An 18,727-nucleotide genomic window follows, 5' to 3' on the forward strand; every position below is an offset into this window, starting at 1 on the left:
TCTATTCCATTATCACCGTTTTCATTCTGAGAATCGTTTTGTAATGGTTTTAGAGTAGAGCTTCGTTACCTGCATGATGGCGAAGCGCTATTTCTATAACTTCATGTAAGCACGCACGCCGTCGAGGAACATCTGCGTCGATAGCATCACCAGAATCAGGCCCATCAATTTCTCCAGTGCGCTCACGCCTTTCTCACCCAGCAAACGCAAGAACAAATCTGACATCAACAGGATGATGAATGAAATCGTCCAGGCGATAAACAGCGCCAGCGTCAGGTGAGGTAGCTGATTGGGGTACTGGTGGGAAAGCAGCATCAGCGCCGCGAGGATCGACGGCCCCGCTACCAGTGGAATCGCCATTGGCACCAGAAACGGCTCTTCTCCGGCAGGCAGGCCGCTGCTGTTGCCTTCCTGCGAAGGGAAAATCATCCGAATTGCGATGAGGAACAGCACGATACCGCCGGAAATGGACACGGTTTCGGTGCGCAGGTTCAGGAACGCCAGAATGTGCTCACCGGCGAACAGGAAGATCAGCATCAGCCCAAGTGCAATCAGCATTTCGCGGATCAGCACCACACGCCGGCGTTTAGGGTCGAGGTGCTTGAGTACGGACATGAAAATCGGCAGGTTGCCGAGTGGGTCCATTATGAGCAACAGCAGTACCGTTGCGGAGATCATTTCTGTCATGTTGGCTCTTTACTCCCAAAACCGTGTTTCCTGACTGGGGCCATCTTCATGGACTGATCAACGTTGTTATCCTGTGCCAGGTTGATGATATTAGAATGACTGCTGAAAAATGCCGTACTATCGAATAAATTCACTTGCGACTTTATGTACATTTTGTAAGGTTGAACGACACGATAATTTACAGGTTTACGACACGACGCGCTCGACCTCTGCGGCAGCTCACTGAGTCAGCAATCACTCAGCGCCATCGACGTTAGCCAGAATTCTTTTTGTTACCCCCAAAGCAGGACAGTTACCATGAAAAATGTTGGTTTTATTGGCTGGCGCGGTATGGTCGGCTCGGTTCTCATGCAGCGTATGCAGGAAGAACGCGATTTTGATGTGATTCACCCGGTGTTCTTTTCGACTTCTCAGCATGGCGAACCTGCCCCCGCGCTGGGCGGCCATCAAGGCGTGTTGCAGGATGCTTATAATATCGAAGCATTGCGCGCGCTGGACATCATCATTACCTGCCAGGGCGGCGATTATACCAATGAAGTCTACCCAAAGCTGCGTGAAAGTGGCTGGCAGGGGTACTGGATCGACGCCGCCTCCTCGCTGCGTATGAAAGATGATGCGATTATCATTCTGGATCCGGTCAACCACGGGGTGATTCAGCAAGGTCTGGATAAAGGCATCAAAACCTTTGCTGGCGGCAACTGTACCGTCAGCCTGATGCTGATGTCATTGGGCGGTCTGTTTGCTAACAATCTGGTGGAGTGGGTCTCTGCTGCGACGTATCAGGCAGCGTCTGGCGGTGGTGCGCGTCACATGCGTGAACTGCTGGCTCAGATGGGCGCACTGCACGGCGAAGTCGCGAAAGAGTTACAGGATCCGGCCTCTGCGATTCTGGATATCGAACGTAAAGTGACAGCGCTGACCCGTAGCGGTTCGTTGCCGACCGATAACTTTGGCGTACCGTTGGCAGGTAGCCTGATTCCGTGGATCGACAAACAGCTGGATAACGGCCAGAGCCGCGAGGAGTGGAAAGGTCAGGCAGAAACCAACAAGATTCTGAGTACCAGCAGCGTCATTCCTGTTGACGGCCTTTGCGTGCGCGTCGGTGCCCTGCGCTGCCACAGCCAGGCGTTCACCATCAAGCTGAAAAAAGACGTCGCGCTGCCGGAAATCGAGCAACTGCTGGCAACCCACAACGACTGGGTGAAAGTGGTGCCGAACGATCGCGACATTACCATGCGTGAACTGACGCCTGCTGCGGTAACCGGCACGCTTTCCACGCCGGTGGGTCGTCTGCGTAAGCTGAACATGGGGCCGGAATACCTGTCCGCCTTCACGGTCGGCGATCAGCTGCTGTGGGGAGCCGCTGAACCGCTGCGCCGTATGCTGCGCATCCTGCTGTAGTTATCTCGCTATAGTTATCTCGCTATAGTTCTCCTGCTTTCTGGCGCAACATCGTTTGGTGTTGTGCCTGTTTCATACTCAAGTTTAATCAAGAGCATAAACAAATGAGTACCGACAGTGAAAAGGATATGTCACGAGTATTGACATGGAAAAATCAGAAATTTGTTGTTACGACGAATAATGATCTACTGGATATTCATGCCATACATTGTTATTTAACGCGTTCAAGTTGGGCAGAAGGCATTGATATCGATACGGTTCGGGAATCTATTACTAACAGCCTTAATTTCGGTTTATTTGCTGACGATAAGCAAATTGGATTCGCACGTGTCGTGACGGATTTTGCGACTTTCGGTTATCTCTGTGATGTTTATGTGCTTGAAGAATATCAGCAGCAAAAGTTGGGCAGTTGGTTAATGGAATGCTGCCTTGACCATCCGGTACTTAAACGACTGCGACGTATTATGTTACTGACATCAACCGCGCCATGGCTCTATGAAAAAGCAGGGTATTCTCCGGTTAACAAAGAAAACTATGTCTGGACGATTACACGTCCCGATATCTATCAATCGAAAATGCATCGTGCTTGAGTCAACCAGTCAGACTAAGCATCGTGGCCTTCTTTCAGGTATTTCTTCAGACAATCTGTACTCGCCTATTCTACCTCCGTCAGTGCTTGGTTCTGGTGGACTGCCGCTTCACGTTTATCGGTGAAATTAACGCCACAACCCTGCCGAATCGTCGTAAATAAATCCATAATATTGGGCGTTAACATCATTTTAATGGAATAACTCACAATATGATGGATTTAAGTGTGAGTACGATCATCAAGCCGCTATTCGACGACCCAACCCGCAACGCTTCTATCTCCCCGTCACGCCACGCTATCGAGTTTTTCCAATGCCTTGCGCGCTGAAATCAGCGGGACGCGTACTTCGACACGTGTGAATTTATCTGCTTCGCTGACCACGGTAATGCCATAGCGGTTGCCGTAGCGTGCTTTAATGCGGCGGTCGACCAGATTCATGCCTAGCCCGTCGCCACCGCTGCGGGGCTGATAGGTGCCAGCGTTATCTTCCACTGACAGTTCCAGCGTGTTGGCGTGTAGGCGCCCGCTAATATGGATGTGCCCGTGTTCAATCATCTGCGAAGTACCGTGCTTAATCGCATTTTCGACAATCGGTTGCAGAGAAAATGCCGGTAGCCGCGCTTCGAGCAGCGCCTCCGGCAGCGAGATTTCTACCGTCAGGTGATCGGCAAAGCGTGCTTTTTCGATTTCGAGATAGGCATTAACGTGCTCCAGTTCGTCATTAAGCGACACTTCATCGTTGCTGCGTTTGAGGTTTTTACGGAAAAACGTCGACAGAGACAGCACCAACTGGCGCGCGTGATCGGGGTTGCGTCGTATCACGGCGGATAGCGTATTCAGTGCATTGAACAGAAAATGCGGGTTGACCTGCGCATGTAGCAGCTTGATTTCCGACTGCGCCAGCAGCTGTTTCTGTTGTTCAAAGCGGCCAGTCAGAATCTGTGCGGAAAGCAGGTGGGCGATCCCTTCTCCCAGCGTACGGTTAATGCTGGAAAATAGCTTATTCTTGGGTTCATAAAGTTTGATCGTGCCGACAACGCGCTGATCTTCGCCACGCAGTGGAATCACCAGTGTAGACCCGAGCTTACACTGCGGCGACACTGAGCAGGTGTAAGACACTTCGTTGCCGTCCGCATACACGACCTGATTGTTGTCTATTGCCCGGCGGGTGTGTGATGACGTGATCGGGGCACCGACGTTGTGGTGGTCGTCGCCCAACCCGATGAAGGCCAGTAGTTTGTCGCGATCGGTAATCGCGACGGCACCGACACCCAGCTCTTCATACAAAATACGGGCTACGCGCATACTGTTTTGCGGATTGAATCCCTGACGCAGCGCCCCTTCGGCGCGTGCCGCGATTTGCAGCGCTTTGGCGGAAAATGCAGACGTGTATTTTTCGAAAATGGCGCGTCTGTCGAGCAGGATACGCATGAACATGGCGGAACCGATGGTATTGGTGATCATCATCGGTAGTGCAATATCTCTCACCAGCTCAACGGCGTTATCAAACGGACGGGCAACCAGCAGAATAATCGCCATTTGCAGACATTCCGCAACCAGCGCGGTCAGGCCGACGACAAGCGGCTGAAACAGCAAATCGATACGGTTACGGCGTGCCAGATAGCGATGCAGCAGCCCGCCGAGCAAGCCTTCGGCAATGGTCGACAGCATACAGGCCAGCGCAGTCATACCGCCCATCGAATAGCGGTGTAATCCGCCAGTCAACCCGACGAGGAAGCCAACAGAAGGGCCGCCCAGCATGCCGCCGAGCACTGCGCCCGTCGCGCGGGTATTGGCAATAGAATCGTCGATATGCAAGCCGAAGTAGGTTCCCATAATGCAAAACACGGAGAAAACCAGATAGCAGACCAGCTTGTGCGGCAGGCGGATAGTGACCTGCATCAGCGGGATAAACAGCGGCGTTTTACTGAGTAGATAAGCGATAACCAGATAAACACACATCTGCTGTAACAGGGAAAGAATTAGATCAACCTGGCTAACCATGGGCGGTGTCTCTTCATACATCATCTATCAACATACACAATTGCCAAATTGTACTGCTTTTTGCTAGCGGACGAATCGATCTTTAAACAAAAGATGCTAATTATCCCGTGTCATAACTTATTCATATAAATATAAACGGAAAAACTTGATCAGCTATCAGATATTTCTCCGTTTTTTGACTACGCTGAATCAAGAGGCGTGGCTCAAGAACTCTTTCATAGTATTCATTATTTTTACACGTCGCCGTTATTCGTTAGCAAGATAATAACTCATTATTTTTATTGGGTTTTTGTTAAAAGTAAGTGACGGAAGAATATAAACGCAACGTAATACGCTTTTTATATAGCTTATTTATTTAATTCAAATGGTTAATCAGAGGATGGATACCATGTCAGCGTTTTCTGAGGCAATTAATTCACTTATTTCCGGTCATTATGCCGATCCGTTTTCGCTGTTAGGTATGCATCATTCCTCCAAAGGCCTTGAAGTTCGCGCGTTGCTGCCGGATGCGGAGGCTGCCTGGGTCGTTGATGCCAGCAATGGACGAAAAATTGCCGAACTGGAGCGCGTCGATGGGCGCGGTTTTTTTTGTGGTCTGGTGCCGCGTCGGAAGCAGGCTTTTCACTATCAATTGGCCGTGACCTGGCGTGAAGAAACCTGGGTGATTGAAGATCCTTACCGTTTTGGTCCGTTGTTGCAGGATTTGGACATTTGGCTTTTGGCTGAAGGCACCCATCTGCGACCTTACGAACGATTGGGCGCACATTTGGAAACGCTGGACGGGGTTGAAGGCACACGCTTTGCCGTCTGGGCGCCGAACGCTCAACGTGTTTCGGTGGTGGGGCAGTTTAACTTCTGGGATGGTCGACGTCATCCGATGCGGCTACGCAAGGAAAATGGCATTTGGGAGCTGTTTCTGCCCGACGTGAAAGCGGGCCAGCTCTACAAATATGAAATGATAGACAGCCACGGCAGCGTGCGGCTGAAGGCCGATCCGTATGCGTTTGAAGCACAGATGCGCCCGGATACCGCATCGCTGATTACGCCGTTGCCTGAGAAAGTCCCGACCAGCGACGCACGACGTGAGGCGAATAGCCTGCGCTCGCCGATATCCATTTATGAAGTTCATCTCGGCTCCTGGCGGCGACATACGGATAACAATTTCTGGCTGAGCTATCAGGAACTGGCGAAGCAACTGATTGATTATGTGCAATACATGGGCTTTACGCACGTTGAGTTGATGCCGATAAACGAACACCCGTTCGATGGCAGTTGGGGTTATCAGCCGCTAGGGCTGTATGCACCAACGCGTCGTTTCGGTACGGCATCAGAGTTTAGAGCGTTTGTTGATGCGCTTCATGGTGCAGGCATCAACGTCTTACTGGACTGGGTGCCGGGGCATTTTCCCAGCGACGAATACGGCCTTGCACAGTTTGATGGCACCGCGCTGTATGAGTACGCCGATCCGCGTGAAGGTTATCATCAGGACTGGAACACGTTGATTTACAACTATGGCCGCCATGAGGTGCGTAACTATCTGGCGGGTAACGCGTTGTTTTGGATGGAGCGCTATGGTATCGACGGGCTACGGGTGGACGCGGTGGCTTCCATGATTTACCGCGACTACAGCCGCAGTGAAGGCGAGTGGGTACCAAACCATTACGGCGGTAAAGAGAACCTCGAAGCTATTGCGTTTCTGCGCTACACCAATCACATGCTAGGCCATGCGGCACCTGCGGCGATCACGCTTGCCGAAGAGTCCACCGATTATCCGGGCGTCACGTTGCCACCTGATTGCAACGGCTTAGGGTTTCACTACAAGTGGAACATGGGCTGGATGCACGACACGTTGACCTATATGCAACTCGATCCCATTCACCGCAAATACCATCACGATCTGCTGACATTCGGTATGTTGTACGCCTATAGCGAGAATTTCGTGCTGCCGCTGTCTCACGATGAAGTGGTGCACGGCAAACGTTCGTTGCTGGATCGCATGCCCGGTGATGTGTGGCAGAAATTTGCCAATTTACGCGCCTATTACGGCTTTATGTGGGCGTATCCCGGCAAAAAGCTGCTGTTTATGGGCGGTGAATTTGCGCAAGGGCGTGAGTGGAATCACGACGCCAGTCTGGACTGGCATCTGCTGGATGAGCCGGAAGGGTGGCATCGCGGTGTTCAGGCGCTGGTCCGCGATCTCAACCATTACTATCGCCAGCAGCCGTCGCTCTATCAGTTGGATTTTCAGCCGCAGGGCTTTGAATGGCTGGTGGTGGACGATCGGGAAAACTCGGTTTTTGCCTTTGTCCGGCGTGATGAGCAGGGCAACGAAGTGCTGGTAATCAGCAATTTTACACCTGTGCCACGTTATGGCTATCGGATTGGCATCAACCAGCCCGGCGGCTGGCGTGAAGTCATGAACACTGATTCTGTTCACTATAACGGTAGCGATCAGGGCAATGTTGGGACGATTTACAGCGAGGAATGGGGCAGCCATCAACGCCAGCACTCTCTTGTTCTGACCATTCCGCCGCTTGCCACACTGTATCTGGTGAAGGAGGCGTAAATGGCGGAGTTGCAGACGGGCAAGCCGACACCGCTGGGGGCAAGTTTTGACGGCAACGGCGTGAATTTCGCGCTGTTTTCGGCGGATGCCGAGCGGGTAGAATTGTGTGTGTTTGATGAACGTCAGCAGGAACAACGGATCGCGCTGACCGCGCGCAGCGGCGATATCTGGCACGGCTATCTTCCCGATGCGCAGCCGGGATTACGCTACGGTTTCCGGGTTGATGGGCCGTTCGAACCGTCACAGGGTTTACGTTTCAATCCGCATAAGCTGCTGTTGGATCCCTGTGCGCGCCAGCTTGATGGCTGGGTTGTGGATGATGCTAGTCTGCAAGGCGGAATTGATCAGCGGGATGAACGCGATAGCGCTGACATTATGGCGAAGTGCGTGGTCACGGTAGAGGATTACGACTGGCAGGATGATCAACATCCACAAACGCCCTGGCATCAGACGGTGATTTATGAGGCGCACGTTCGTGGGTTGACGCAACTGCATCCTGATATTCCCGAAGAGATTCGCGGTAGCTATGCGGCGTTAGGTCACCCAGTGATGATTGACTATCTGACATCGCTGGGCGTGACGGCGCTGGAACTGCTTCCGGTGCAGCAGCATGCCGATGAGCCTCGGCTGCAACAGATGGGGCTGCGTAATTACTGGGGCTATAACGTACTGCTGCCGTTCGCCGTGGATAACAGTCTGGCCGCAGGCAACGACGCGCTGAATGAGTTCAGAGATGCGGTGAAAGCGCTGCATAACGCGGGTATTGAGGTCATTCTGGATGTGGTGTTCAACCATAGCGCCGAACTGGACGTTGAAGGCCCCACGCTGTGCCAGCGCGGCATCGACAACCGCAGTTATTACTGGCTGGGTGAAAACGGTGAATACCACAACTGGACTGGCTGCGGCAATGTGTTGCGGCTGAACCATCCGGCGGTCATTAATTGGGTGATGGACTGTCTGCGCTTCTGGCGCGAGGTCTGCCATGTTGATGGCTTCCGTTTCGATCTGGCAACGGTGCTGGGGCGCACACCGGATTTTACCGCCGCTGCGCCGCTGTTGTCCGCCATGAAAAACGATAGCCGCTTACAGGGCTGCAAGCTGATTGCTGAACCGTGGGACATCGGGCATGGCGGTTATCAGTTAGGTCAGTTCCCGACGCCGTTCGCGGAGTGGAGCGACCGCTACCGTGATGATATGCGCCGCTTTTGGCTACATGGCGATATTTCCCTCGGCGCGTTCGCTCGCCGTTTTGCCGCCTCCAGCGATATTTTCCAGCAGCACGACCGCCTGCCTTATGCCTCTATCAACAAACTGACGGCTCATGACGGCTTTACGCTGCGCGATCTGGTGAGTTTCAACCACAAGCACAATGATGCCAACGGAGAAGGCAATTGCGACGGCACAGACAGTAACTTCAGTAATAACCACGGCACGGAAGGGCTGGAAGCGGATGATGACATCCGTCAACGTCGATTAGCTAGCCAGAAGGCGCTGCTGACGACGCTGATTCTATCGCAGGGAACACCAATGCTGCTGGCGGGTGATGAACTGGGTCACAGCCAACAGGGCAACAATAACGCCTACTGTCAGGACAACGAGCTGGCCTGGCTGCACTGGGAAAACGCGGATCGTACATTGCGCGACTTTGTCGCCGGATTGATCCAACTTCGCCGCACGATCCCTGCATTACAGCAGGAAACGTGGTGGCAAGAAGGAGATGGCGCGGTGCAGTGGCTGAACAGAGAAGGACAGCCTTTGACGCCGCAGCAGTGGGAACAAGGGGAGCATCAGCTACAGATTTTACTGTCTGGTCGTTGGCTTGTGCTGTTTAACGCCAACCTTCATGCCGGTGAGTTCATGCTGCCAGAGGGCCACTGGCAGGTTTCACCGCCGTTTGATGAGATGAACTCGCTTGAGGGCGGAATTTGGCTCGGACAAGCGCAGGCGGTATGTGTCTTGATAAAGCAGACCACCTAAGCCATTAAAAGAATAATCAGGAGATAGCCATGGTGAACAACGACAAGCATGACCCTCTGATGTTGGCAAGACAGCTCCCTTTAAAATCCGTGGCATTAATTTTGGCCGGCGGCCGTGGAACGCGACTGAAAGGGCTGACGGCGCTGCGTGCCAAGCCCGCCGTCCACTTTGGCGGCAAATTTCGCATTATTGATTTCGCACTCTCTAACTGCCTGAACTCCGGTATCCGCCGCATTGGCGTGATTACGCAATATCAGTCGCATACGCTGGTGCAGCATATTCAGCGCGGCTGGTCGTTTTTTAATGCGGAGATGAACGAGTTTGTCGATCTGCTTCCCGCACAGCAGCGCCATTCTACCGATCACTGGTATCGGGGAACGGCGGACGCGGTTTGCCAGAATCTCGACATTATCCGGCGCTATCAGGCGGAGTATGTGGTCATCCTCGCGGGCGATCACATCTACAAGATGGACTACTCACGTATGCTGATCGATCACGTGGAGAAGGGGGCGGAATGTACGGTCGCCTGCCTGCCCGTGCCGCTGGAAGAAGCCAGCGCCTTTGGCGTAATGAGCGTGGACAAACAGCATCGTATCCTCGATTTTTCTGAAAAACCGGATAACCCGACGCCGATGCCAGATAACCCTGATATGGCGCTCGCGAGCATGGGGATCTATGTTTTTAATGCAGACTATCTTTATCAGTTGCTGGAAGAGGATCGTAATACGTCCGATTCCGCTCATGACTTTGGTCAGGATCTGATCCCGAAGATTGTCTCGCAGCGTCTGGCCTGGGCGCACCCTTTTACCCTGTCGTGCGTCACGTCGGGCGAAGATGAAAACCAATATTGGCGGGATGTCGGTACGCTGGAAGCCTATTGGCGTGCCAACCTCGATCTGGCGTCAGTCACGCCGGAGCTGGATGTCTACGATCGGCACTGGCCGATTCGTTCCGCTATTGAATCGCTGCCGCCTGCCAAATTTGTTCAGGACCGTTCAGGCAGCCATGGCATGACGATGAACTCGCTGGTATCGGGAGGCTGCATCGTCTCTGGCTCGGTTGTCACGCATTCAGTGCTGTTCCCACGTGTGAGGGTCAATTCGTTTTGCAGTATAGATTCGACGGTGATCCTGCCGGATGTCAACGTGGGGCGCTCCTGTCGTTTACGCCGTTGCGTGATCGATCGTGCCTGTCACTTGCCGGAAGGCATGGTGATTGGTGAAAACGCGGAAGAAGATAGCCGCCGTTTTTACCGTTCGGAAGAGGGGATCGTGCTGGTCACGCGATCGATGTTGGAAAAGCTGTAAACACCATCGGAACAAAATGGGAGTAATAATGCGGGTCTTACATGTTTGTTCAGAGCTATTTCCACTATTGAAAACCGGTGGACTGGCGGATGTGGCTGGTGCGTTGCCCGGCGCGCAGATTGCGGCGGGGATGGATGTCCGCGTCATTCTGCCTGCCTTCCCCGATCTGAAAAAAGGCATCGCTAACCTAGAGGTCGTGCGTGAACTGGATACCTTCGCCGGACACGTCACTTTGCTGTTCGGCCATTTTAACGGCGTCGGTATTTATTTGATTGATGTGCCCGATTTATATGAACGTGCGGGCAGCCCTTATCACGACCCGGCGCTTTACGCTTATGCCGATAACTACCTGCGGTTCGCGCTACTGGGATGGATGGGATGTGAGATGGCATTCGGGCTGGACCACTACTGGCGGCCTGATATTGTGCATGCCCATGATTGGCACGCTGGGTTGACCTGTGCCTACCTGGCAGCACGCAACCGTCCGGCGAAATCGATCTTCACCGTTCACAATCTGGCCTATCAGGGGCTGTTTGATGCCCGGCATATGGCGAATCTCCACTTGCCGAGTGACTTCTTTCAGGTCTACGGGCTGGAGTTTTATGGTCAGATTTCCTACCTCAAGGCAGGATTGTACTACGCTGACCATATTACGACCGTGAGCCCGACTTACGCGCATGAGATCACGCTGCCAGCCTATGGTTACGGTATGGAGGGCTTGCTGCTGGCGCGTGAAGAGGAAGGGCGGCTGTCCGGTATCCTCAATGGCGTGGATGAAACCATTTGGAATCCAGCACACGATCCTCTACTCACCAGCCACTACAGCCGCGATACGCTGGCGAACAAAGCGGAAAACAAGCGACGTCTGCAAACGGCGATGGGTTTGAAGGTAGACGAAAAGGCACCGGTTTTTGCCATCGTGAGCCGCCTGACCAGCCAGAAAGGGCTCGATATTGCATTAAGCGCGATACCGGATTTGTTGGAGCAGGGTGGGCAACTGGTGGTGTTGGGCGCAGGGGATGCCGATTTGCAGAAGGGTTTTCTGGCCGCCGCCGCGGAATATCACGGTCAGGTTGGGGTACAGATTGGCTATCACGAGGCTTTCTCGCACCGCATCATTGGCGGCGCGGATGTCATCATGGTGCCCAGCCGATTTGAGCCGTGCGGGTTAACGCAGCTTTACGGCCTGAAATATGGCACGTTACCGCTGGTGCGCCGTACCGGCGGACTGGCTGATACGGTATCAGACTGTTCGCTGGAGAATCTGGCGGATGGTCTGGCAAGCGGATTTGTCTTTAACGATTGCAGTGTGGGATCGCTATCGCGCGCGATTCGTCGTGTGTTTGTGCTGTGGTCCCGACCCACGCTATGGCGCTATGTGCAGCGTCAGGCGATGGCGATGGATTTTGGTTGGCAGGCTTCTGCTCAGGCTTATGGTGCGCTATATCAACGCTTGCATACCCACTAGTTTTCTCGCTGCGCGTCATCCTCGTGCAATCTGAAAACGACAGGGTAGGGTAACACTCACTTGGGAATGAATATTATGAACTCGCCGTTTATCTATACTTCACCAACGCTCAGTGTGGAAGCGCTGAAACACTCTATTGCTTACAAGCTTATGTTTACCGTAGGGAAAGACCCCTCTATTGCGAATAAGCACGACTGGCTGAATGCCACCTTACTGGCTGTGCGTGACCGGATGGTAGAACGCTGGCTGCGCTCGAATCGCGCTCAGCTTTCACAAGATGTACGGCAGGTGTATTACCTGTCGATGGAGTTTTTGCTGGGGCGAACGCTGTCGAACGCGCTGCTGGCGATGGGATTATACGAAGATATTAAGGCTGCGCTGGACGGTATGGGGCTGGAGCTGGACGATCTGTTAGAGGAAGAAAATGACCCCGGTTTAGGTAACGGTGGCTTGGGGCGTCTGGCTGCCTGTTTTCTGGATTCGCTGGCGACGATGGCTCTGCCGGGGCGTGGTTACGGTATTCGCTACGAATACGGTATGTTTAAACAAAACATTGTTAACGGCAAACAGGCGGAATCGCCGGACTACTGGCTGGAATACGGGAATGCGTGGGAATTCCCGCGTCACAGTACGCGCTACAAAGTGCGCTTCGGCGGTCGAATCCAGCAGGAAGGCAGCAAAATGCGCTGGCTGGAAACGGAAGAAGTTATCGCGTGCGCCTACGACCAAATCATCCCCGGTTTTGATACCGACGCCACTAATACCTTGCGCCTGTGGGGCGCGCAGGCCAGTAACGAAATCAATCTGGGTAAATTCAATCAGGGCGACTATTTTGCGGCGGTGGAAGATAAAAACCACTCGGAAAACGTGTCGCGCGTGCTGTATCCCGATGATTCAACCTACTCTGGCCGCGAACTGCGCCTGCGTCAGGAATACTTCCTGGTTTCCGCTACGGTGCAGGACATTCTCAACCGCCATTGGATGATGCATAAGACCTACGCCAATCTGGCGGAAAAGTTTGCCATCCACCTGAATGATACTCACCCGGTGCTGGCTATCCCGGAACTGATGCGTTTGCTGATCGATGAGCACAAATTCAAATGGATAGAAGCATGGGCCGTAGTGAGGAAAGTCTTTTCCTACACTAACCACACGCTGATGCAGGAAGCGCTGGAAACCTGGCCCGTCGATATGCTGGGTAAAATCCTGCCGCGCCATCTGCAATTGATTTTCGAAATCAACGAGCACTTTCTGGAATACGTGCAGAAAGAAATCCCCGATGACAACGAGCTGCTGGCGCGGGTTTCCATCATTGATGAAAACAACGGGCGTAAAATACGGATGGCGTGGCTGGCAGTGATCGCCAGTCATAAAGTGAATGGGGTATCGGAGCTGCATTCGGATCTGATGGTGCAGTCCCTGTTTGCTGACTTCGCCCGAATCTTCCCTAACCGCTTCTGTAATAAAACCAATGGTGTAACGCCGCGCCGCTGGCTGGCGCTCGCTAACCCGTCGCTCTCTAAACTGCTGGATGACACAATAGGCCAGACTTGGCGTACCGATCTGAGCCAGTTGAGTGAACTAAAACAGCACATCGATTATCCAGCGTTTGTGCAGAAAATTCGCAAGGTGAAACTAAAGAACAAGGTGCGTTTAGCAACCTATATGGCGGAAAATCTGAATATTGTGGTTAATCCGGAATCGCTGTTTGACGTGCAGATTAAGCGTATTCACGAATACAAGCGGCAACTGTTGAATGTGTTGCACATCATCACGCTTTATAACCGCATTAAAGACGATCCTGAGGTTGAACGTGTTCCGCGCGTCGCCATCTTTGCGGGCAAGGCCGCATCGGCCTATTACATGGCGAAGCACATCATTAACTTGATCAACGACGTTGCGAAGGTGATCAATAACGATCCGGCACTGCACGATCGGTTGAAGGTGGTATTCATCCCAAACTACAGCGTGAGCCTGGCACAGCTGATCATTCCGGCGGCGGATCTTTCTGAACAGATCTCGCTGGCGGGAACGGAAGCCTCCGGTACCAGTAACATGAAGTTTGCACTGAACGGCGCGCTGACGATCGGCACGTTGGATGGGGCGAATGTCGAAATGCTGGAGCATATTGGCGAAGAGAATATGTTTATCTTCGGCAACACGGCCGATCAGGTCGAAGCGCTACGCCAGAACGGCTATAACCCACGGCAATATTACGATCAGGACGAAGAGCTACATCGTGTGCTGACGCAAATCACCACGGGTATCTTCAGCCCTGATGATAGCCGCCGATACAGCGATCTGTTTGATTCATTAGTGAATTTTGGCGATTACTACCAGCTACTGGCAGACTATCGTAGCTATGTGGACACGCAGGATCGGGTTGATGAGCTGTATCGGAACAAGGATGAATGGGCGCGCAGTGCTGTCCAGAACATTGCCAGCATGGGCTATTTCTCGTCTGACCGCACCATCGGCGAATATGCTGCGGATATCTGGAATATCAAACCGATACGGTTGTGATTGCGGGAACTTCATTGTTGCGGATTTACATTGAGGAATGGTGATTGTTTCGTGCGTGGTGAGAATAGGTGTGGTTCTGTAGCAGAGAGCCACGCCCGACACAGGGCAGCTCAAACGCCGCTTGCCCTGTGTACCCAGGCTTATTGGCTAAATCATGCCGCTGCGCGGTGCCTTCGGGCTTGGATTAACGCAAATCGAGCCGCCAGTGACGCGTTCCGGACGCGGCACTGGCTTTCGCGACGTCCTGTCGCTCACTCGGCGTTAATCCACCCCTCAGCATGATTTTTACGCCAGCAATATCAGGCGAAACAATATGGACGAGATGCTCGTCCATTTTTATTAACCCGCTTTTGCCATCTGCTGTTGGCGGTAGCTGGCTAACCAGTCGCTGATGCGTTGTTTCTGTGCGTCATCAAAGCGCATGCCCAGCTTAGTGCGGCGCCAGATGACGTCGTCCAGCGTGACGGCCCATTCTTTCTCGACCAGATAGCGTAGTTCCGCTTCATACAGGTCATGACCGAAATCTTCACCCAGATCGCTGAGGCCTTTCACGTTTGCCAGAATCAGTTCGCTGTTTGAACCGTAGGTACGGCTGTAACGGCGCGTCAGTGATTCAGGCAGATTGAAGCGGCGACGCAGCGCGGCGGCGTAGTCATCCCGCGTGCCAGCGATATCACCGCCCGGCAGTACTGCATCTTTCGTCCAGGCTTTACCCGCCTGCGGATAGTATTTGTGCAGCTTATCCAGCGCGTGCTCTGCCAGTTTACGGTACGTCGTCAGCTTGCCGCCAAACACGGAAAGCAGCGGAGCCTGACCGTTATCATCATCTACCGACAGCGTGTAGTCACGGGTAATCGCCTGTGGAGAATCGGATTCGTCATCGCACAGTGGTCGTACGCCGGAGTAAGTCCAGACGATGTCATCGCGCGTGAGTTGCTGTTTGAAATGGTCGTTATACACATCCAGCAGGTAACCGACTTCGTTATCATCGATCTTCACATCGTGCGGATTACCTTTGTACTCCACGTCGGTCGTACCGATGATCGAGTAGTCATCCTGCCACGGGATCACGAACACAATGCGGTGATCTTTGTTTTGCAGAATATACGCCTGCGGCTGGTTATGGACTTTTGGCACCACGATGTGGCTGCCTTTGATCAAACGGATGCCGTAAGGTGATTTCAGTTGCAAGCCGTCATCAAAGAATTCTTTCACCCACGGGCCGGTCGCGTTCACCAGACCTTTGGCGCGCCAGGTGAAGGTTTCGCCGGTCAGTGAGTCAACGGCATCCACAATCCACACGCCTTGTTCACGGCGAGCACGGGTGACTTTGGTGCGGGTGCGGACTTCTCCGCTTCGTTTTGCCACTTCTTGCGCGTTTAACACTACCAGACGCGCATCATCCACCCAGCAGTCAGAATATTCAAAGCCTTGCTTCAGCTCAGGCTTAAGAACGGAATCTGCACCGAATTTCAGCCCTTTACTGGCAGGCAGGCTGACGCGTTTGCCAATGTTGTCATACATAAACAGGCCGATACGAATCATCCAGGCTGGACGCAAGTGCGGCTGATGGGGCAAACGAAAGCGCATGGGGAAAATAATGTGCGGAGCCATTTTCAGCAGCGTTTCGCGCTCAGACAGTGCTTCGCTGACCAAACGAAACTCATAGTGCTCAAGGTAACGCAGGCCGCCGTGAATCAGTTTAGAGCTGGCAGAGGACGTGGCACAGGCAAGATCCTGCGCTTCCAACAACAGGACTGATAGCCCTCGCCCAGCCGCATCTGCGGCGATGCCTGCACCGTTAATTCCGCCGCCGATAACGATGAGATCTTTGGTTTCCACGTTTCTTCCTCCACCCTCGAATAAATCAAAATGTTCGTTTTCGAGCATTATAATAATCGAAAACAAACAAATCAGCTAATGGTTAACCAAATAAAAACATTTATGCGTGATGAAGCTAACAATATGATGATAGTTGTCACATTAAAATAAGGGTTATTGAGGGTTATTGAGGGTTATTGAGGGTTTTTGGGGGACAATTCTTGACGACCTGATTCCTGTTGGACGTCACAGCTGCTCGATATACTGGCTGAAGCGCAAGAGATAGCCATCGGGATCCTGAACTAAAAACTCTCGCTGGCATGCTTCGGTTGGTCCTGTCGTGTCTTTGCTGGTTTCTATTGTGTAATAGTTATCTTTGAGTGGTCGGTAAAGCGGAATGTGATGATGCGCCAGACTGTCCAATAGCGGCATCACGTCGTCCACCTCTATCTGAAGATTGATACCCCGTCCCAAAGGCTTGACGAGATCTCCCGTGTTCCATCCTCCATCGTGAAACGCTTCCAGCATTAGCTGCGCTTCGCCGAGACTGAGATAGACAAACTCTGGATCCTCACGGCGGAACGTTATGGTGAAACCGAGTATATGCACGTAGAAATGCAGAGAGGCGGAAAAGTCCATCACTGTAAGTTCAGGCACCATGCGGTTCCAGTAGGTCTGATTCACGGTATTTACTTACCTCGTACCATAGGGATAGTCAGTGGCTCTGAACATTAATCATGTATCAGTAAATGGTGTATGACCACTTTTGTTTTTATTACCGAATTCGTTGAATCGATATTCCTCCTGGGGGGAGGAATATCGCATGGCAAGATGCATTAGTGCTGGCCGTAATAGGCGTTAGGGCCATGTTTACGACTAAAGTGTTTATTCATCAGGTGGGTGTCAATCAGGCGCAGACGTGGGTTGATGGAACAGGCAATCCAGGCCATTTTTGCGACTTCTTCCATCACGACAGCGTTGTGTACGGCTTCTTCTGCATTCTTGCCCCAGCAAAAAGGACCGTGCTGGTAAACAAGGATCCCTGGTGTATGTAGTGGGTGACTTGTATTAATGGTTTCTGCTATTACGACTCCAGTATTGTTTTCATAAGCCTGTTCAACTTCTTGTGGTGTGAGTGGACGAGTACAAAGAATGTCACCGGCAAAGTAGTCGGCGTGTGTTGTTCCCAGCGCAGGAATGGATAGCCCTGCCTGAGCCCAGGCGGTAGCGTGTGTTGAATGGGTATGCACAATACCGCCAATTTGCGGATAACGTTGGTAAAGCGCAAGGTGGGTCCCAGTATCTGATGAAGGTCGGTATTGCCCTTCGACAACTTTCCCCTGCATGTCGACGACAACCATATCGTCTGCCTGCATCTCGTCATAAGCGACGCCGCTGGGTTTGATGACGATAATCTGGCGATCGCGATCGATAGCGCTAACGTTGCCCCACGTATAGGTCACAAGGCCATGGCGCGGTAGCGCCATGTTGGCGTCAAACACCTGTTGTTTTAGCGATGTGTTCATGCTGTTTCCTCCACGGGTAGCCCTGCCTGTGACATTTTCTGTCTGACCCAATCGCGGGCGGCTGTGACCTCCTGAATAGGATTTTTTGCATTTTCACTCCACATTTCAATCAGGTAGGGGCCACAATATCCGCTCTCTTTAAGTGTTGAAAAACATTGGGTGAAATCGACAACGCCCGTACCAAACGGCACGTTTTTAAATACGCCTGGTTGGGTGTCCTTAACGTGTACCGCCACGATATGGCCTCTCCCTGCTCGTAATTCCATTTGCACGTCGTTGTCCCATGCGGAAAGGTTGCCAATATCGGGATACAACTGAAACCATGGATTATTTAAAAAGCTAGCGTAACCGAGCGCTTTGCTGATGGAGTTCATCAATGGATAATCCATGATTTCCATCGCCAGCGTGACCTGCGCCCGGCTTGCCATTTCCACCGCTTGCTGTAACCCAAGACGGAAGCGCTCTCGTGTCGTATCATTTGCGCGTTGGTAATAGACGTCATAGCCAGCAAGCTGGATAACGCGAATCCCCACGTCCTGAGCCAGCCGGATCGCCTTGCGCATGATCGACAGCCCTTGATCCCGAATGGCATCGTCCTCCGAGCCCAGCGGGAAGCGACGGTGGGCGCTAAGGCACATTGACGGTACGCGTATGCCGCTGATAGCAATGGCGTTAACCAATTCCATTCGTTGCTCACGGCTCCAGTCAAGTCGTGCCAGTCGGCTATCGGTCTCGTCTACCGACATTTCGACAAAATCAAACCCCAGCGCTTTCGCCTGTTGCAGGCGCGTCAGCCAATCTTCCCCCGCTGGTAAGGCTTTTTCGTAAATACCGAGTGGTACGGCTTTTGTGAGCATG

General features: G+C 52.7%; 14 protein-coding genes. 7 read left to right on the forward strand and 7 right to left on the reverse strand.

The window, feature by feature from the left end; genetic code table 11:
* Window positions 1-93: 93 nt before the first annotated feature.
* Window positions 94-687, reverse strand: a complete 594-nt coding sequence (locus KP22_RS13085) for a YhgN family NAAT transporter (protein ID WP_039305003.1) — start codon at window positions 685-687, stop codon at window positions 94-96.
* Window positions 688-984: 297 nt separating this feature from the next.
* Here KP22_RS13085 and asd point away from each other — a divergent pair, with 297 nt between their 5' ends.
* Both asd and KP22_RS13095 read left to right on the forward strand, forming a co-directional pair.
* A complete protein-coding gene (gene asd / locus KP22_RS13090) occupies window positions 985-2,088 on the forward strand; it encodes an aspartate-semialdehyde dehydrogenase (protein ID WP_039324664.1) in 1,104 nt (367 codons plus the stop codon).
* A gap of 104 nt (window positions 2,089-2,192) precedes the next feature.
* On the forward strand, window positions 2,193-2,678 hold the full coding sequence (locus KP22_RS13095) for a GNAT family N-acetyltransferase (RefSeq protein ID WP_052012523.1): 486 nt from the start codon (window positions 2,193-2,195) through the stop codon (window positions 2,676-2,678).
* Between the two features lie 284 nt (window positions 2,679-2,962).
* Here the strand turns inward: KP22_RS13095 and KP22_RS13100 are convergent, their stop codons facing one another.
* Window positions 2,963-4,681, reverse strand: a complete 1,719-nt coding sequence (locus KP22_RS13100) for a sensor histidine kinase (protein ID WP_039324666.1) — start codon at window positions 4,679-4,681, stop codon at window positions 2,963-2,965.
* A gap of 388 nt (window positions 4,682-5,069) precedes the next feature.
* Here KP22_RS13100 and glgB point away from each other — a divergent pair, with 388 nt between their 5' ends.
* The 5 genes from glgB (at window position 5,070) to glgP (ending at window position 14,522) form a co-directional block, all read left to right on the forward strand.
* Complete coding sequence (gene glgB / locus KP22_RS13105) at window positions 5,070-7,247, forward strand: 1,4-alpha-glucan branching enzyme (protein WP_039324668.1); 2,178 nt, start codon at window positions 5,070-5,072, stop codon at window positions 7,245-7,247.
* On the forward strand, window positions 7,248-9,224 hold the full coding sequence (glgX, locus tag KP22_RS13110; protein WP_039304993.1) for a glycogen debranching protein GlgX: 1,977 nt from the start codon (window positions 7,248-7,250) through the stop codon (window positions 9,222-9,224).
* A 29-nt stretch (window positions 9,225-9,253) separates the two neighbouring features.
* Window positions 9,254-10,531 carry a glucose-1-phosphate adenylyltransferase gene (gene glgC / locus KP22_RS13115; protein ID WP_039304991.1) on the forward strand — a complete coding sequence of 426 codons (1,278 nt, stop codon included), beginning with the start codon at window positions 9,254-9,256 and terminating at the stop codon, window positions 10,529-10,531.
* A 28-nt stretch (window positions 10,532-10,559) separates the two neighbouring features.
* Complete coding sequence (gene glgA / locus KP22_RS13120; protein WP_039324669.1) at window positions 10,560-11,999, forward strand: glycogen synthase GlgA; 1,440 nt, start codon at window positions 10,560-10,562, stop codon at window positions 11,997-11,999.
* A 75-nt stretch (window positions 12,000-12,074) separates the two neighbouring features.
* Window positions 12,075-14,522 carry a glycogen phosphorylase gene (glgP, locus tag KP22_RS13125; protein ID WP_039324672.1) on the forward strand — a complete coding sequence of 816 codons (2,448 nt, stop codon included), beginning with the start codon at window positions 12,075-12,077 and terminating at the stop codon, window positions 14,520-14,522.
* A gap of 184 nt (window positions 14,523-14,706) precedes the next feature.
* Here glgP and KP22_RS22435 read toward each other — a convergent pair whose 3' ends face one another.
* The 5 genes from KP22_RS22435 to KP22_RS13145 form a co-directional block, all read right to left on the reverse strand.
* Window positions 14,707-14,856 (reverse strand): hypothetical protein, encoded by a 150-nt coding sequence (locus tag KP22_RS22435; protein ID WP_156103738.1) that lies wholly within the window; start codon window positions 14,854-14,856, stop codon window positions 14,707-14,709.
* 5 nt (window positions 14,857-14,861) lie between these two features.
* Window positions 14,862-16,364, reverse strand: coding sequence for a glycerol-3-phosphate dehydrogenase (glpD, locus tag KP22_RS13130; RefSeq protein WP_039324674.1), 1,503 nt, complete (start codon window positions 16,362-16,364; stop codon window positions 14,862-14,864).
* A 225-nt stretch (window positions 16,365-16,589) separates the two neighbouring features.
* Complete coding sequence (locus tag KP22_RS13135; protein WP_039304985.1) at window positions 16,590-17,003, reverse strand: bleomycin resistance protein; 414 nt, start codon at window positions 17,001-17,003, stop codon at window positions 16,590-16,592.
* A 176-nt stretch (window positions 17,004-17,179) separates the two neighbouring features.
* The gene (locus KP22_RS13140; RefSeq protein WP_039304984.1) at window positions 17,180-17,869 is read right to left on the reverse strand and encodes an L-ribulose-5-phosphate 4-epimerase; all 690 of its coding nucleotides are present in this window, start codon (window positions 17,867-17,869) and stop codon (window positions 17,180-17,182) included.
* The gene (locus KP22_RS13145) at window positions 17,866-18,726 is read right to left on the reverse strand and encodes an L-ribulose-5-phosphate 3-epimerase (RefSeq protein WP_039304982.1); all 861 of its coding nucleotides are present in this window, start codon (window positions 18,724-18,726) and stop codon (window positions 17,866-17,868) included. The genes KP22_RS13140 and KP22_RS13145 overlap by 4 nt, the downstream gene beginning before the upstream one ends.
* Between the last annotated feature and the right edge of the window lies 1 nt (window position 18,727).

Source organism: Pectobacterium betavasculorum (assembly GCF_000749845.1).
In the GTDB taxonomy this organism is placed as follows: Bacteria; Pseudomonadota; Gammaproteobacteria; order Enterobacterales; family Enterobacteriaceae; genus Pectobacterium; species Pectobacterium betavasculorum.